The 13,212-nt window shown below is 35.1% G+C and carries 31 protein-coding genes and 1 pseudogene; 3 read left to right on the top strand and 29 right to left on the bottom strand.

Annotation, left to right across the window (positions count from 1 at the left end; translation table 11 throughout):
* Nucleotides 1-39: 39 nt before the first annotated feature.
* From DYE31_RS09990 to DYE31_RS10110, 25 genes and pseudogenes are all read right to left on the bottom strand, one after another.
* Nucleotides 40-453, bottom strand: coding sequence for a hypothetical protein (locus DYE31_RS09990; protein ID WP_015899749.1), 414 nt, complete (start codon nt 451-453; stop codon nt 40-42).
* A 12-nt stretch (nt 454-465) separates the two neighbouring features.
* Nucleotides 466-645, bottom strand: coding sequence for a hypothetical protein (locus tag DYE31_RS09995; RefSeq protein ID WP_015899748.1), 180 nt, complete (start codon nt 643-645; stop codon nt 466-468).
* A 133-nt stretch (nt 646-778) separates the two neighbouring features.
* On the bottom strand, nt 779-1,165 hold the full coding sequence (gene rinB / locus DYE31_RS10000; RefSeq protein WP_041612951.1) for a transcriptional activator RinB: 387 nt from the start codon (nt 1,163-1,165) through the stop codon (nt 779-781).
* 3 nt (nt 1,166-1,168) lie between these two features.
* Nucleotides 1,169-1,453 carry a hypothetical protein gene (locus DYE31_RS10005; protein WP_015899747.1) on the bottom strand — a complete coding sequence of 95 codons (285 nt, stop codon included), beginning with the start codon at nt 1,451-1,453 and terminating at the stop codon, nt 1,169-1,171.
* Entirely contained in the window at nt 1,446-1,718 is a 273-nt protein-coding gene (locus tag DYE31_RS10010; RefSeq protein WP_041612950.1) for a hypothetical protein, read from the bottom strand. The genes DYE31_RS10005 and DYE31_RS10010 overlap by 8 nt, the downstream gene beginning before the upstream one ends.
* 129 nt (nt 1,719-1,847) lie before the next feature.
* Nucleotides 1,848-1,967: pseudogene (locus DYE31_RS12910) on the bottom strand (DUF1381 domain-containing protein); the annotation flags it as partial.
* Complete coding sequence (locus DYE31_RS10020; protein ID WP_015899745.1) at nt 1,968-2,174, bottom strand: hypothetical protein; 207 nt, start codon at nt 2,172-2,174, stop codon at nt 1,968-1,970. It abuts the pseudogene before it with no gap.
* A 49-nt stretch (nt 2,175-2,223) separates the two neighbouring features.
* Nucleotides 2,224-2,733 carry a dUTP diphosphatase gene (locus DYE31_RS10025; RefSeq protein ID WP_015899744.1) on the bottom strand — a complete coding sequence of 170 codons (510 nt, stop codon included), beginning with the start codon at nt 2,731-2,733 and terminating at the stop codon, nt 2,224-2,226.
* On the bottom strand, nt 2,734-2,937 hold the full coding sequence (locus tag DYE31_RS10030; RefSeq protein WP_041612949.1) for a hypothetical protein: 204 nt from the start codon (nt 2,935-2,937) through the stop codon (nt 2,734-2,736).
* Nucleotides 2,930-3,127 carry a hypothetical protein gene (locus DYE31_RS10035; protein WP_015899743.1) on the bottom strand — a complete coding sequence of 66 codons (198 nt, stop codon included), beginning with the start codon at nt 3,125-3,127 and terminating at the stop codon, nt 2,930-2,932. Before DYE31_RS10035 ends, DYE31_RS10030 begins: the two co-directional genes overlap by 8 nt.
* Nucleotides 3,128-3,173: 46 nt before the next feature.
* Entirely contained in the window at nt 3,174-3,659 is a 486-nt protein-coding gene (locus DYE31_RS10040; protein WP_015899742.1) for a nucleoside 2-deoxyribosyltransferase, read from the bottom strand.
* Nucleotides 3,652-4,128 (bottom strand): DUF3310 domain-containing protein, encoded by a 477-nt coding sequence (locus tag DYE31_RS10045; protein ID WP_015899741.1) that lies wholly within the window; start codon nt 4,126-4,128, stop codon nt 3,652-3,654. Before DYE31_RS10045 ends, DYE31_RS10040 begins: the two co-directional genes overlap by 8 nt.
* Nucleotides 4,129-4,659, bottom strand: a complete 531-nt coding sequence (locus DYE31_RS10050) for a hypothetical protein (protein ID WP_015899740.1) — start codon at nt 4,657-4,659, stop codon at nt 4,129-4,131.
* A 5-nt stretch (nt 4,660-4,664) separates the two neighbouring features.
* Nucleotides 4,665-4,841, bottom strand: a complete 177-nt coding sequence (locus DYE31_RS12705; protein ID WP_015899739.1) for a hypothetical protein — start codon at nt 4,839-4,841, stop codon at nt 4,665-4,667.
* Entirely contained in the window at nt 4,838-5,245 is a 408-nt protein-coding gene (locus DYE31_RS10055; RefSeq protein WP_015899738.1) for a RusA family crossover junction endodeoxyribonuclease, read from the bottom strand. Before DYE31_RS10055 ends, DYE31_RS12705 begins: the two co-directional genes overlap by 4 nt.
* Nucleotides 5,246-5,410: 165 nt before the next feature.
* Nucleotides 5,411-6,196 (bottom strand): ATP-binding protein, encoded by a 786-nt coding sequence (locus DYE31_RS10065; protein ID WP_015899737.1) that lies wholly within the window; start codon nt 6,194-6,196, stop codon nt 5,411-5,413.
* Nucleotides 6,197-6,958, bottom strand: coding sequence for a conserved phage C-terminal domain-containing protein (locus DYE31_RS10070; RefSeq protein ID WP_015899736.1), 762 nt, complete (start codon nt 6,956-6,958; stop codon nt 6,197-6,199).
* A complete protein-coding gene (locus DYE31_RS10075; RefSeq protein ID WP_015899735.1) occupies nt 6,955-7,629 on the bottom strand; it encodes a putative HNHc nuclease in 675 nt (224 codons plus the stop codon). The genes DYE31_RS10070 and DYE31_RS10075 overlap by 4 nt, the downstream gene beginning before the upstream one ends.
* Nucleotides 7,630-8,181 (bottom strand): NUMOD4 domain-containing protein, encoded by a 552-nt coding sequence (locus DYE31_RS10080; protein ID WP_015899734.1) that lies wholly within the window; start codon nt 8,179-8,181, stop codon nt 7,630-7,632. It abuts the gene before it with no gap.
* 11 nt (nt 8,182-8,192) lie between these two features.
* Nucleotides 8,193-8,624, bottom strand: a complete 432-nt coding sequence (gene ssb, locus DYE31_RS10085; RefSeq protein ID WP_015899733.1) for a single-stranded DNA-binding protein — start codon at nt 8,622-8,624, stop codon at nt 8,193-8,195.
* Nucleotides 8,624-9,295 (bottom strand): ERF family protein, encoded by a 672-nt coding sequence (locus DYE31_RS10090; RefSeq protein WP_015899732.1) that lies wholly within the window; start codon nt 9,293-9,295, stop codon nt 8,624-8,626. The genes ssb and DYE31_RS10090 overlap by 1 nt, the downstream gene beginning before the upstream one ends.
* Nucleotides 9,252-9,512, bottom strand: coding sequence for a DUF2483 family protein (locus DYE31_RS10095; RefSeq protein ID WP_015899731.1), 261 nt, complete (start codon nt 9,510-9,512; stop codon nt 9,252-9,254). Before DYE31_RS10095 ends, DYE31_RS10090 begins: the two co-directional genes overlap by 44 nt.
* Entirely contained in the window at nt 9,505-9,750 is a 246-nt protein-coding gene (locus tag DYE31_RS10100) for a hypothetical protein (RefSeq protein ID WP_015899730.1), read from the bottom strand. The genes DYE31_RS10095 and DYE31_RS10100 overlap by 8 nt, the downstream gene beginning before the upstream one ends.
* An 87-nt stretch (nt 9,751-9,837) precedes the next feature.
* Nucleotides 9,838-10,059, bottom strand: coding sequence for a hypothetical protein (locus DYE31_RS10105; protein WP_041612947.1), 222 nt, complete (start codon nt 10,057-10,059; stop codon nt 9,838-9,840).
* Nucleotides 10,056-10,292 carry a hypothetical protein gene (locus DYE31_RS10110; protein WP_015899729.1) on the bottom strand — a complete coding sequence of 79 codons (237 nt, stop codon included), beginning with the start codon at nt 10,290-10,292 and terminating at the stop codon, nt 10,056-10,058. The genes DYE31_RS10105 and DYE31_RS10110 overlap by 4 nt, the downstream gene beginning before the upstream one ends.
* 63 nt (nt 10,293-10,355) lie before the next feature.
* On the opposite strand from DYE31_RS10110, the gene DYE31_RS10115 reads away from it, so the two are divergent.
* On the top strand, nt 10,356-10,628 hold the full coding sequence (locus tag DYE31_RS10115; RefSeq protein ID WP_015899728.1) for a hypothetical protein: 273 nt from the start codon (nt 10,356-10,358) through the stop codon (nt 10,626-10,628).
* Here DYE31_RS10115 and DYE31_RS12770 read toward each other — a convergent pair.
* Nucleotides 10,606-10,755: a hypothetical protein gene (locus DYE31_RS12770; protein ID WP_167313206.1), complete on the bottom strand. Its 150-nt coding sequence runs from the start codon at nt 10,753-10,755 to the stop codon at nt 10,606-10,608. The two genes, DYE31_RS10115 and DYE31_RS12770, sit on opposite strands and share 23 nt — an antisense overlap.
* 543 nt (nt 10,756-11,298) lie before the next feature.
* On the opposite strand from DYE31_RS12770, the gene DYE31_RS10125 reads away from it, so the two are divergent.
* A complete protein-coding gene (locus DYE31_RS10125) occupies nt 11,299-11,523 on the top strand; it encodes a hypothetical protein (RefSeq protein ID WP_015899727.1) in 225 nt (74 codons plus the stop codon).
* Here the strand turns inward: DYE31_RS10125 and DYE31_RS12775 are convergent.
* Genes DYE31_RS12775 through DYE31_RS10135 form a run of 3 tightly spaced genes read right to left on the bottom strand, consistent with a single transcriptional unit; the run spans nt 11,516 to nt 12,708 of the window.
* Nucleotides 11,516-11,662 (bottom strand): hypothetical protein, encoded by a 147-nt coding sequence (locus DYE31_RS12775; RefSeq protein WP_165380129.1) that lies wholly within the window; start codon nt 11,660-11,662, stop codon nt 11,516-11,518. The two genes, DYE31_RS10125 and DYE31_RS12775, sit on opposite strands and share 8 nt — an antisense overlap.
* Nucleotides 11,663-11,676: 14 nt before the next feature.
* Nucleotides 11,677-12,444 carry a phage antirepressor gene (locus DYE31_RS10130; RefSeq protein ID WP_015899725.1) on the bottom strand — a complete coding sequence of 256 codons (768 nt, stop codon included), beginning with the start codon at nt 12,442-12,444 and terminating at the stop codon, nt 11,677-11,679.
* Nucleotides 12,445-12,480: 36 nt separating this feature from the next.
* A complete protein-coding gene (locus DYE31_RS10135; RefSeq protein WP_050731401.1) occupies nt 12,481-12,708 on the bottom strand; it encodes a helix-turn-helix domain-containing protein in 228 nt (75 codons plus the stop codon).
* A 174-nt stretch (nt 12,709-12,882) separates the two neighbouring features.
* Between DYE31_RS10135 and DYE31_RS10140 the strand changes: the two genes are divergently transcribed.
* A complete protein-coding gene (locus tag DYE31_RS10140) occupies nt 12,883-13,206 on the top strand; it encodes a helix-turn-helix domain-containing protein (RefSeq protein ID WP_015899724.1) in 324 nt (107 codons plus the stop codon).
* Nucleotides 13,207-13,212 lie beyond the last annotated feature (6 nt).

The following is a 13,212-nucleotide window of genomic DNA, read 5'->3' on the forward strand; positions in this document are numbered from 1 at the left end:
CCTAATAGTGTTCGATGTGTCCAAAGTGTTCGATGTGTTCTAACTGTAGTTGCCTTGCTGTACATCCATGTACACATTGACTATCTCATTCACACGACCATAGAAGTTAGATCTGCTATTGATACATGCAATGTCCATGATAGTCTTATGCTTCATACCACGCTTCATCATCTGAAGTATATGATAGTTGACCTCATCAGTAACGTACTCCTCATGTTCATCAATGAACTGCATCTTCTCTATCATCTTTATCTTACGTCTCCATTGCTTGTTCCTATTGATGACCTTCACTAATACTTTATCTCCAGTAGTACCTTTAGCTTTAGGTAATGTAGCTTCTATACCATACTGTGCAACAGATGTACTATCACTATCATATATATCTGCTTCTACCATATTCTGATAGAACTTATAGTTATCCAACATCTCTCTTACTTCTTTCTCTGTGTACAATGTGCAGGCCTCCTACATTAGTTTGTTTTCAATATCTGATTTGAATTGTTTTAATTGTTTGATGTATGCTTCTTTATGTTTGATATCTTCTTGCCATTCTTTTATTTGACGTTGATATTTATCAATAGTGTTCTTCGCAATATCTATATCCACTTCAATGTTATGAATCTGCGACTGGTAAAATTTATCCATTATCATCATTCCTTTCAATAAGTGTTTGTATAATAATATCCTTTAACTTTAACTCTTCATTCAACTCTCGATTCGCTATATAAAGCACAAGCGAGAGGAGAGCAAAGAGAATGGTTAGTGCTATCCACATTATTTACTTACCTCCCGCATTATAGTTATGAACCCCATTCAAATCCGCCTGACTGTTGATGTCGTAATCACATGGTGCATCTATCTCATTGTTAGCTGTTAAGCGTATGATAATCTCATTCGTAACGTACTTGCTTAGTTCGTATACAGTGAGGAGTGAGACAATATAGAGTAGGCGTTTAGGATATTCAGACTTATACGTGCCTTTGGTAAAATGCTGTTTGATTGAACGTTTACTGCTAAATAAAGCCCCAGTATTTACTTCTCTATATCTATACCTCTTACCACTTAATACTATAGGATGTTTCAGTTTCTTAATCTCAAACATCTCACCTGACATGTTCATTGTGTTTCCAACATAATATGGTGTCTTTAGCATATACATAGTCATAGGTTAATCCTCCATGTAACGTTTGAAGAAAGCGCCTTTGTTCATAACTCCCCAAGGCTTACAATCTTGCTCAAAGTCATACCATCTATAGAATATTGTTCCTGGATATATTGGAGCATCTTCTTTGTCAGAGACATAGTGGTTTAATAGCAAATACTCCTTACCGTCTGTTCTTGTTAGTAATGGTTCTGAACGTCCTATAAATTCACATACCTCTTTAAAATTCTCTTTTCCTTTAAACTCAATATACTCAACTACGTCTGGTCTTTTAATCGCTTTTTTAATCATTTATTTTTCCTCCTTTAGTTAAATCCGTAGTATGTTGGTATCCACAATCATCACAGCTTCTAACAATAACTACTGGCCCATTACTTCCATACGCACGTTCGGCATCTACATTTAAACTCTTACATCTCGGACACTGGAAGAATGTCTTGTGCTCAAAATAATCGTTGTGTTGAATGAATTTTTCATCGTCTCTATCAATCGTATATATACCATTTGTTTTTAGTGTTTGACTTTTGAGTGCTGTAACTATTTCGTAGTCCCACATATTTACTCACTGTCCTTTCTTATAATCTTTACCGAATAATGTTTCTTTTTCTTCTTCAGTAAAACGCTCATGTTTAATAGTTGTACCTAACCCTCTATTCGCTAACATTCTAGGTTCTTTCACCATCCTCTCAGCCTCTTCCTTACTCTCTGCCTCAATCACAGTGTAGGTTTCATTCTCACGTGCTTTAGTTACATGAGTGAAAGGGTGACCGGTTGAGTCTGTTATGTGTCGGATTAGAAATTGCATTCACAACACCTCATGCGTAATTACATATTTCGTAAGTTTACCACCACATTTTATGGCTACATTATTCGCTTCATCATAATTGTTATATTCAAATAAAGTTGCTCGCTTGATATCATCTGTAAATCCAAATCCTCCTATACGATATTTGAATAAGTAAATACCTTTATTAACTTCAACTACATAATGTGTATCTTTATCTACTACCATCCACACTCACTCCTTATTAAGCAATGCCTTAACTTTATCTAGTATGTCTTTATCTTGTTCCACTTGAACCAAACCCTTTTTCTCCTCTTGCTGTTTCATTACTAAACTCCTTAACTGGTTCTAACTCTGGTTTCCATATTGGTACGATAACCAACTGTGCTAGTCGGTCGCCTTTGTGAATTGTATAATTAGTATTTACGAATTTGCTGACGTATCCATGTTCAAATTTATTTTGAATATTAAAATAAGCATCTTCTTCTGTATCGAACTCTTGACTATCATTCTTAATATTAATCTTCATATGTCCTTGATAACCTGCGTCAATCTTTCCTGTTTCAACTACAAGGTGCGTTTTACTACTAACACCACTTCTACTTGTAAGCAATCCAACATAACCTTTAGGAATATTTACTGCTATATCAGTAGCGATTAATGCTTTTTCTTGTGGCTCAAGTATCACTGTTTCTGCTGCGTATATGTCATAACCAGCGTCCGTCGCATTTGCACGTGTCGGCATTGTTGCGTTGTCTGATAGTAGTTTGATTTGTAGGTTAGTCATTTATAAAAGACCTCCATTTTTATACAACCATACCTTTGCCTTTTTAGTGATTATTTCTTCCTTTGATTTTAATAAGTCTCTTGGACCTAACTCTATATTGATGTTTACGTCTAATGGTTTATCACAAGTATGCTCGTCATACATTTTTGCTTTAGCATATAATTCGTTATAAGTTTTTAAATCTATTGTTACTGTGTTAGTCATTTACTTGTCCTCCCTTAATTCGATCCATTTCATGTTTAACTGACTTATATTGATAATTACTTGGGTTCCATTCCATCTTTTCATTGATGTATTCTTCTAACTCCAGCCACTCATTTCGTAATTTATTAACATCATCTATTAATTCATCTCTGTTCGCTTTGTACTTGTAAGCTAATTCTTTATCAGTCATTTGATAGCAACTCCTTATCTTCGAAAATGTTGCCTTTTGCTGTTTGTTAACTCACGCATGGTTTTTTTATTAGTTCCTCCGTAATCTCGTTCCACGTCTGCACGCCACGTCCGTCTGTGATGTCCAGTATCACACCGTAGACGTACTGGTTAATGCTAAACTCTGCTCTATCTTGTTCTCGATTAACATGCCCTGTTCCCTGTCTGATGTCTGTACACTGTACATACACCTTACATTCGTGACCGCTGTGCATTAATCCCTGAATATAGCCCATTTCGGCGATTGTGCCCTGATTGTGAGTGAGATAATCGAAAATCAGAATGTCGCTTTCAGAAATTCCATTCGTATCATTTCTCACAATACGCTCAGCTAATCCTTCTTGTACTGCGTTGTTTTTATCGTTCACACTCTTATCATCTTGCGGTACATAAACATCAAAGCCTAAACGTTTCAGATCATCACGTTCCCACGCTCTTCGCATTTGGTCTCCGAGATCTAGCATTCCGCCACCGAGATATATTTGTTTATTCATTTGTCAGCACCTCTTTCAGTCGCTTTGCATAGACTTCTATTTTTTCCAACTCTTTCACTTTTTCATCTTTACGACCTAATCGTGTAGCATATTTGATAATGTTGCCTGTCATGAAACCTTTGAACTCTTGAGATGTCATCTGCTGTCTAAGAAATTCGATTACATCTATCCCGTCTTTGCCTTGGTAATGAGAAGGAATACCTTTATCCGCATCATTGACGAAAAACGGTTCCTCGTTTTCGTAATCTTCTGACTTCTGATTACTTAAAGGTAATGTATCAAAGTAATCTTTATCAGTGATTGTTGCTTCGTTTGACACACCGTCCAATTGCACAACAACTGCTTGTGGTTCTGCATGTCGTACAACTCTGCGGATTACAGTAGCGTTGTGTCCTTCATCAATATTCATATCGTTGTATCGCCAAATAATGATTCTGTCGTTCACATTCAAGTCTTTAATCTCTTTCATCTAACGCACCGCCTTTTTCATTAAGTCGTTCTCGCATAAGTATTTAAACCATTCACTAGGTTTGACTGCTTGCGGTGTTCCATCGTAGAGCCACGGTTTTAAACGCTTTTTTCTTTCTTCTTCCAATTTCTCAGCTTCCAACTTACGTTCAATATCATCTGTCGCTAGGTCATAATGTGTTCTGCCGTTATATTCTACGTAATAATCAATATCTCCTAAAATCTCATCAATCCATTCACCTTTTTTGACTCTTTCAGTAATCCGTGCACCTACAACATTGATACGTTCTTTTTCTCTTACTGGAATATAAAATGACATTTCTATCATTGGGATCATCCAACATATTTCGTTATTCTTTGTTACATAAGTCGAGTTGTATTTCAGTGCTTGCTTTAAAGTCCATCCTTCATTAATTCTTTGTTGAACCAGTGCTAAACTTAATTGTTTTACTCGCATTTCTGCTCTCTGTTTATTTGTTAATACTATTTCTCTACCATCAATAACTATTGGTGTTTTCGATTTTGCATACATTTCTCTCACTCCATTATCCATTTCATCTCGAAGTCATCTGCTTCAATCACTTCGCCGTCAATATGGTCCTCTTTATTTTTGTGAATCTCATCTATTGCTTGTTCCTCTGCTAGATATATGTCTTGAGTGTCTACTTCAATATCTTTCTCGAAAGTTAATGTGTACTGCATCCTTACTATCATTCGACCATCTCAACTTTCATAATGATTTTTGGCGTTTCCCCATATTTTTTAAAACTTTTAACTTCTACAATTTGATTATCGTCTTGCCACAAGTGATTATTTGCAGCATCCAATACTGTTTTAATCAAATTATCTATATCTGGTTTCGTACGTTTATACTGACCTACCATTGCTAACCGCTTCTTGTTACTCCAACTCAAAGGCGGAATGAATAAGAATTGCAATGTTACGATTAAATTGCCTTCCATCATCAATTTCGGCATTTGTTTTTGTATGAACTGTTTATGATCCGTATAAGTTTTAGGCATATATGTTTGAACATATTTACCTCTCATAGAAAAACGTGGTCGAGGTGAGCCGATAGGCGCTTTATGTGTTTCGTTGAAATTAATTTCTAATTCCATGTTTCACCTCAAATTCCATCACACCCGGCGTGTACACTCTCTTATTTACTTCTACATCTATTTGCTTCTGTAACTTATCAGCGTTGCCATTTGCAGTGTCTATGTGCAACTGAGCGTATACTGGACTGCAACCTAATATTTCAATGATATTTTCTTTAGTTAACATTAAAAGTTTAATCCTCTCATGCGGAAATCTTCGCCATTCATATTTATTGTGGTAGTATTCTTCATCATTCTGCTGAATATCTTGGCTAGATCCTTATTTTGTATTAATTCTTTACTACTGTTGTTAGTTGTGATGATGTTGTGCTTGCCTGTACGTGATTCCATTACTTCAAACATCTTTTGTACACCGAAGTTGCTTAGTGACGTTCCGTAGTCATCCAGTACAAGTAAATCTACATCTGCTATCGCTTTATCTAAGTCTCTTTCAGTTAGCTGCGATTGTTTGTTGTACGTATCTTTGTAAGTGGTAATCAATTGAGGTACATTCATGTATAAGACTGAATAACCTTTCTCTCTCACTCTTTTGATAGTTGCCATAGATAAATGACTCTTGCCTGTACCATACGTTCCGAACAACAAGATTGATTGTTTATTATTTAATGTGAAGTTGTTAGCGTAACGTTCCAGTAATGCTTTAGCTTTTGCTAGTTGTTGGCTTGTTGGATCATAGTTGTTAAAGTCTGCATCCGCTAAATCATCATTGATAATCGATTTCTTGAATATTGCATTAGTCTTGATACGTTGCTGCTTCTTCTTAAAGTTTTCGGTAGACTCTTTGGCCAGTGCTATCATCTTGCAATCACAACCATCTTTAATGACTTGACCATTATCAAACTCATAGTAATCATAGTCACGACCGCACTTTTCACAATGCAATCCCATTTCTTGTTTGACTACTTTGTTTCTGAATTTAGCTTGCTTAGCTATTTTTGAAAAAGCATCCATCTAAAACACATCCTCGTATTGCTTTTTCCAGTCCTCATCTACTGCATTAGATTGTTGTTGGTTAAGGTAACCCTCAAATTTAGTACCGAATAATGTCTCGGGTCTCAAATACTTTTCCATGTCTGTATCTTTCCACTCCGATACTTTGTTATCGATTACTTTTATGAAGTCATCTAATGTAAAACCTTCATCAGTTCTTGCGCGTATGACCGTTTGATTTTTCTTAGTCGTAGATTTGTAGTGCTTATCTGTCTGTTGGTTAAGATAATTAATTACATCACGGTAAGGGTACGCAGTCGACGAAGGAGACAATATATTATTGTTAGTAGTCTCTGTAGTAATCTCTGTGTAGTCTCTGGTATTGGTCGTGACATTTTGTCCTCTTGCATCGTGACAATTTGTCATGCTCGTCGTGCCATTTTGTCCCGATGGTCGTGCCACTAGATTATTCAAGTTTTCATAGTTGATTGAATACCATTTAGTACGGTCAAAACCGGCTCTATTGTAGTTACCTACATATAAAAGGTCTTGCTTTTCTAAACTACCGAATGCTCTTTTGATAGTTCTTTCGCTCCAAAAAGGAAATTGCTTTGCCCAATTAGGATAGGAATTATATATCCAACGCTTACCGTCATAGTTATGCTTACTACTATTTAACCAGTAGTGTATTTGCTGCAAGATTATCGCTTCATTTAATCCTACCTTTTCAGCTAATTTAGGTAAGACTTGTATTGGATAATCGTCAATTAATAATTTGCTCATTCATTTTTTCCTCCTCTCAACATTTTGTTAAGCCGATCATCTACTGAAACCCAACTGTTCTCTAAGTGGTATTTCTCATTGAAACTATCCATACCGATAGCATGCTGTTCCTTATGATGTTCTGAACATAATGCAAGTACCTTGTTGTTTAAGTGGCTTATCTTGCGTCTGTTGCGTCCTCGACCTACCGCATGATAATGAGCTAACTGTGCATGAGTTTTACCACAGATAACACAGTTACGATTGACCGTTGACCAATATAGAAATACTTTATCGTTTTTGAGTAAGTCACTTGTTTTATAAGCTAATGGAATATTGTTATGAAATATCCAATCAAGTGTAACTTCTATGATTTGGTTTGCTTGGGTACGCGTGCAGTCGCTCAATGAGAGGCGTTTTTCATACCCATAAAGGACTTCTACGTAATCCATGAACAAATACCTCATATAGTCACGGGGCTGCCCTGTGTGGCTCTCTATGTCGTTACATAAGGCGAATATCTTTTTGCGCTGTTTATCTGTAATTTTGTATGGATCAATAGGCTTACATTCGACTTCGACATCAAGCCCGTTATCTAGTAATAACGATGTTTTGTTATCTATATCTACACCCTCAATGACAACGGTAGTTGTACCGTCATCTTGAGTAATGTAATTTTTGATTTTAGCCATTTATATCAACTTCTCGACTTTGTATTTATTGCCATCTGTATCCGTTAACTTCGAACAGTTGTTTTTCAATCGACCACTTACATATCCGTGATTGCGACCTAAAAACTTACTAGCTCTACTCATACTTATAAATTCATATTCAATGCCAAGATGATTCGTTAATCTTACGGCCATATTGGTAGTGCTTAATCCGTTTTCGAAAGCATGATTAATATTCTCTTTATAATTACACCATTCAAGATTGCTCACATTATTATTTTTAGGATTACCATCAATATGATTTATACAATCCTTACCTTCAATTCTTGGTATGAAAGCAAACGCTACTAATCGATGAACTAAAAAGTATTTTGGTTTTCCATCTTTCCAAAGTGCTACTCTTGCATCTCTACCATTAGGCGTTTTGTCTTTTAAGTAACGTTGCTTCCAATGTTTCCATTTTTTAAAGCGTTTTGACCAACTAACTTTATCTTTATGAGTTCTTACTCGACCTTTATTGCTTACTTCGTAGATACCTTCATAACCAACCACATCTTTCCAAATTTCAGCCATTTAATCACATCCTAGAAAGGGAGTTCCGATTCTGAAATATCGTCGCTAGCATTTCCAAACGGGTTATTGCCTGCTGGTGCTTGCCCTTGTTGTTGTTGAGGTTGATTGTTTTGTTGATTGTTATTCTTTGGCTCTAAGAATTGAACACTATCTGCTACTACTTCGGTTACAAACACACGTTGTCCTTCCTTATTTTCATAGCTGCGTGATTGTAAGCGACCATCGACACCTGCTAAACTGCCTTTATTCAAATAATTATTGACGTTTTCTGCTTGTTTACGGAATACAACACAGTTGATAAAGTCCGCCTGTTGCTCTCCATTTTTACTCTTAAAATTACGGTTGACTGCTAGTGTGAATGTTGCTACATCTACACCGCTCGGGGTTGTTCTGAATTCTGGATCTTTTGTTAAACGACCTACTAATACGACTCTGTTAATCATTATTCATTCTCCTTCGCTTGTTTTGACCAGTTATCTAATTTTTTGATGCACACAGTGATTTGACTATTACTTAAATTTTGAACATCGTTGATACCTAGTTTTTGCTGGACATCATCAACGCTTACTTGTTTTCCTACAGACTGCATAAGTTCGCTGAATTTCAACATTTCTTCTTTTAATGTCCCAATCGCTTTAGCATCTGGTTTGGTATATTGCTCGCGCTTTTCTTTTGCATCTGCATCATCTTCATCAGTTGGAATATTGAAGAATTTCATTAAGAAGTATCTTTCTGCGTAAGTTAGTGCAGTACCATGTGCTTTAGAAACGTCATCTTGTTGTCCTACTGCATAAAATGTTACTTCGAACTGTTCTTCTGGTTTGTCTGCATTGATCCACACATAAGTCAATTTCATTTCAACGATAAATTCTGATGTTGTAATCTCACGACCAGCTTTTTTATTAAATCTTGTCACATCAATTTGTTTGTAATTTTCTTCTGATGTTTTTGGTACAAGTAATAAATTGTTTTCAATCATCTTATTTCTAATTCTGTGTAATACTTGCGAACCACTAACATATGAGTAGTTGTAGCCTTTAGTATCTTTAGTGAATCCATCTATATTAGCTTTAACATCTGCTATTTTCTGGAATAGGTTCATTTCCTGTGTCATATGCGACCTCCTCATATTCAGTTGTTTCTGTAACTGTCTTTTTTATTGCAGTATGGAATGTCATATCTACTGCTGCATCTTCCATTCCGTTGAACTCTCTAGCGTCACTAAGGCTGGTTGAATATTTGATTGTAGTGTTTTGTTCAGTGGGTCTGTTTGTAACATATAGGTTGGTATCAGTAATCTTAATAAGATAGGTAACTGTTTGTTTAGGCATTGGAACTCACCTTTTTTCTGTCACTCAATAGTTTTTCAATAAGCTTGAGTGTACGTAGTTGTTCATCATCAGTATCTTGACTACTTACAATAAAAAAACGAATACCTGAATTATATTTGACGTCATAGTGAGCAAATATTAAAGTTTGTCGTGGATCTTTTGAATACTCTATATATCCTTCGATTTCCGACTCATCTAACATGTCGATAAATTTATGTGCATATTTTTTAAGGCCCATGTAGTACCTCCTGTAAAAATTTGTTATGATGAAAGTGTCTAATTTCATCTTTGACTGTTAGCAATTGCCGTTGCTAGCAGTCTTTTTTTAATACTTAATCGTAAATAAAGTAATATACTCTTCGTCGTCATCTTCAACCTCTTCAGTATCGAATACGTCTGTTTCGTAGTACCAAACTAAAAAGAATACATATACCGCTAACGAAGCTATAAATCCCCACGCCATCGATATAATTGCATCGCTTGTTATTGCACTTAGAATGAATGAAGTTACAAACCAAAACGCGTATGCTATCCAAAATGACTTCATTGTTTCACCTCTTTTTTAACGTTAAATTCTTTTAATTCTCGAATTGCTTCATCCGACAAATCACAATATGGGAATTTTTCTCTCACTAATTGGATAGGAACCTTCCCTCTAATTGCAATAAATCCTTCTTCTTCAAGTTCACTGTTCAACTCCCTTACAATTGAAGATGCTTTACTTTTACTAACACCTGCCAACATCTGTATATCTTTTATAGTTAAATAATTGATGATCATAATAGCGACTCCTTTCGTGTATAATTTGGTTATCGCTACTGCGATAGTGGGTGGTGTGAAAATATGAATAAGTACTTAGTTAGTTATGATTTGCATACACCAAGAAAAGAATATAATTCACTTTGGTATTTGCTTAAATCATTTAAAGATTCGTTGCATATCCAAGATTCTGTTTGGCTAGTTAAATCTACGAAAACACAACAAGATATAAGTGAATTATTGCAAGAAGTTCTTGATAGCGACGATTCATGGATAGTTTTAAAATTCGATTCTAATATTTCAGGTGCATTAGATGACGAAGTAGCTAAAAAAGTTATTGAACTTTATCAAGCTTAATTACTCTTCTTTTTTTTGGTTTATAAGTTATAAATTCGTTATAATGAATTTTTTTCACAGCACTCTTAATCTCTTCCGCCAAGATGACGATTAGGAGTGCTATTTTGATTGCTTTGAGTTTGCTCATTTTATTTCCTCCTTTAATTCCGCTCGATTGTAGGATTTGTTCATAAATTTTCTGCTATACTCCTATTGAGGAGGTGATTTAAATAACTCCTGGTATATTTTGGAAACTTTTAGTTGCTTACATTAAAGGTTCGGTGAATATTGAGTTTGAAGATAAAAATTTAAGTGAAATGTTAGATAAAAACTACATATACTCCGAACATGGAAAAACTTTTTACGTTAACGGTTTTCCTATACAAGGTTCAACAACTAAAAGATTTATAACTACTGAAGGTAGAAAAGCTTTTTGGAAAGTCATTTTTAAAGTATTTCTACCTTCACTCATAGGAATAACTGGAATACTTGTAACAGTATTAAAATTATTAATAGGAAATTGAAAATATTTAACTTTCTATTAATATCAACTATCTCCCATCCAGTAATCTTGATGTGGTCATCGCTACATCGAGATTTTTTATTTTGCTCTTGAATGTTCACTTTGACTCACCTCCTTTAATTCCGCTCGATTGTGGGTTTTGATATAATCACCTAAGGAGGTGATATTATGAACATTGATAACATCCGAACATTTCTGAATCGATACGAGGATATGTTTTTAAGACTCCACTTAGATAATGGCGATAATGTTGAAGTTGAAGTTTTAGAAAACACACCTTCAATCGCAGGTATTCTTCAAGTCAAAAAACCTGAAAAGATCATCGTTAATTTAGACAGAGTGGTTTGGATAGAATATTTAAATACTAGTTCTGAACCACCAAAATTTATCTAGTGACTTCTTTGTAAGCTAAGACCAAATTCGCAGTTGCCTCAATCAACTGTGGGTTTGGGTTTTTTTGTATTTCTTTTAATAAAATATTGATCGTTTCATACATTGTGTTCGGGTTCGTTTTCAAAGAGTTTTCTTGCATTCCATTCACCTCCTTTAACCTCTCTCGATTGTGGGCAGGATATTGTTGTCTTTGAGCAAGTCATAAATGAACAGTCTGCCCTTTTGCGTCCATTTAGTAGTGACTTTTGAGTGTTCTTCATCTAATGCATATGTGCTTGTATGTGTGTAACCTTTATCTTGATGTTTCGCGTATAACAACCAAATATCGCCATGTTTATATTGAACGCCTAATTCATGCAACAACTTGTTCAGCGCTCTAGCACTCATTCCGTAATCTTTAGCAATCTTGCTTACTGATAATAAAGATTTGTTTTGTAGAACCAGATCGTAATAAGTAGCTTTGGGTTTCAGTTCATGCACCTGTTGTTCTGCAACCAAACGACCTTCACGTTCTTTTTTAAATTCAGTTAAGATATTAATGATGTAATCCGGATTCTGGATCGTTTGTTCAATCACGCTATCCGTTGCGTAGATTCCATGTTTGCGAATTGCTGGTAAAACTTTTGATGTTACCCATCTTTTGAAACGTTTTGCTGATTCTAATTTTGATGAGAAGATTAAACTGTATAATCCTGATTCATTAACTGCCGTAAGTCCTCGATTTGGCAAATTTTCTAAAGTCGTGTTTCGCGACGTTAGAATTTTCTTATCATCTTCATCAACATGTTTATTTAACGCATCACGTGTATTTGAGTATCCTAAAACTTCCGCCACATCTTTTCCTACAAAATAAGGTTCATCATCCATTATTAATGTCCTTACTGGTAATTCTTCGAAATTAAATACTTGTAATTCGCTCATTTATAACCCTCCTCTCATTTCGGAAAAACCGAAACGTTAATCAAAAAAAATATTGTCCGTACCTATACCTAATGCTTCAGCGATTCTCTTAATTGTAGAATATCTTGCGTTTCTGATATTCTTAGTATCATCTTCGTAATTCTGAATAGTCCGTTCTGTCACTTCTGCCTGTTTGGCAAGGCTCTTTTGAGTTAAACCCTTCATTTTACGCCAATTCGCTAAAGGTAAGACGATAGGTTTACCATGCTCGTCCTTAATGAACATTTACTCACCTCTTTCGATTTGGTATGTACATAGTGTATCATTTCGGTTATTCCGAAGTCAAGAAAAATAATTCATTTTATCCGAAATTTTTTTCGGTTTTTCTGTTTTCTTTTTCAGGTTTTTGTGTATAATATAGGTAGATATTTAAAAAACATAGATTTAGGGGGCATTAAAATGTTTAGCCGAAATTTAAAATACTTACGTCAGAAAAATGGATTAGAACAGATTGATTTAGCACATAAATTAGGCAGAAAAAGTGCCTCTAGTATTAGTGAATGGGAAAAAGGTAAATACACACCTAAAATGTCAACTTTAAACAAACTTGCAGAAATTTTTAATGTAAGTATAGATGAATTGATGAACGAAGATTTAGAGAATGGCACAAGTTCCGAACCAAAAACTTTAGCTGCACATTTAGAAGGACAAGACTATACGCAAGAAGAATTAGATAAAATTTTAGAATTTGCAGAAATGGTAAGAAAAAGTAGAGATAAATAAAGGAGT

The organism is Staphylococcus carnosus (genome assembly GCF_900458435.1).
In the GTDB taxonomy this organism is placed as follows: Bacteria; Bacillota; Bacilli; order Staphylococcales; family Staphylococcaceae; genus Staphylococcus; species Staphylococcus carnosus.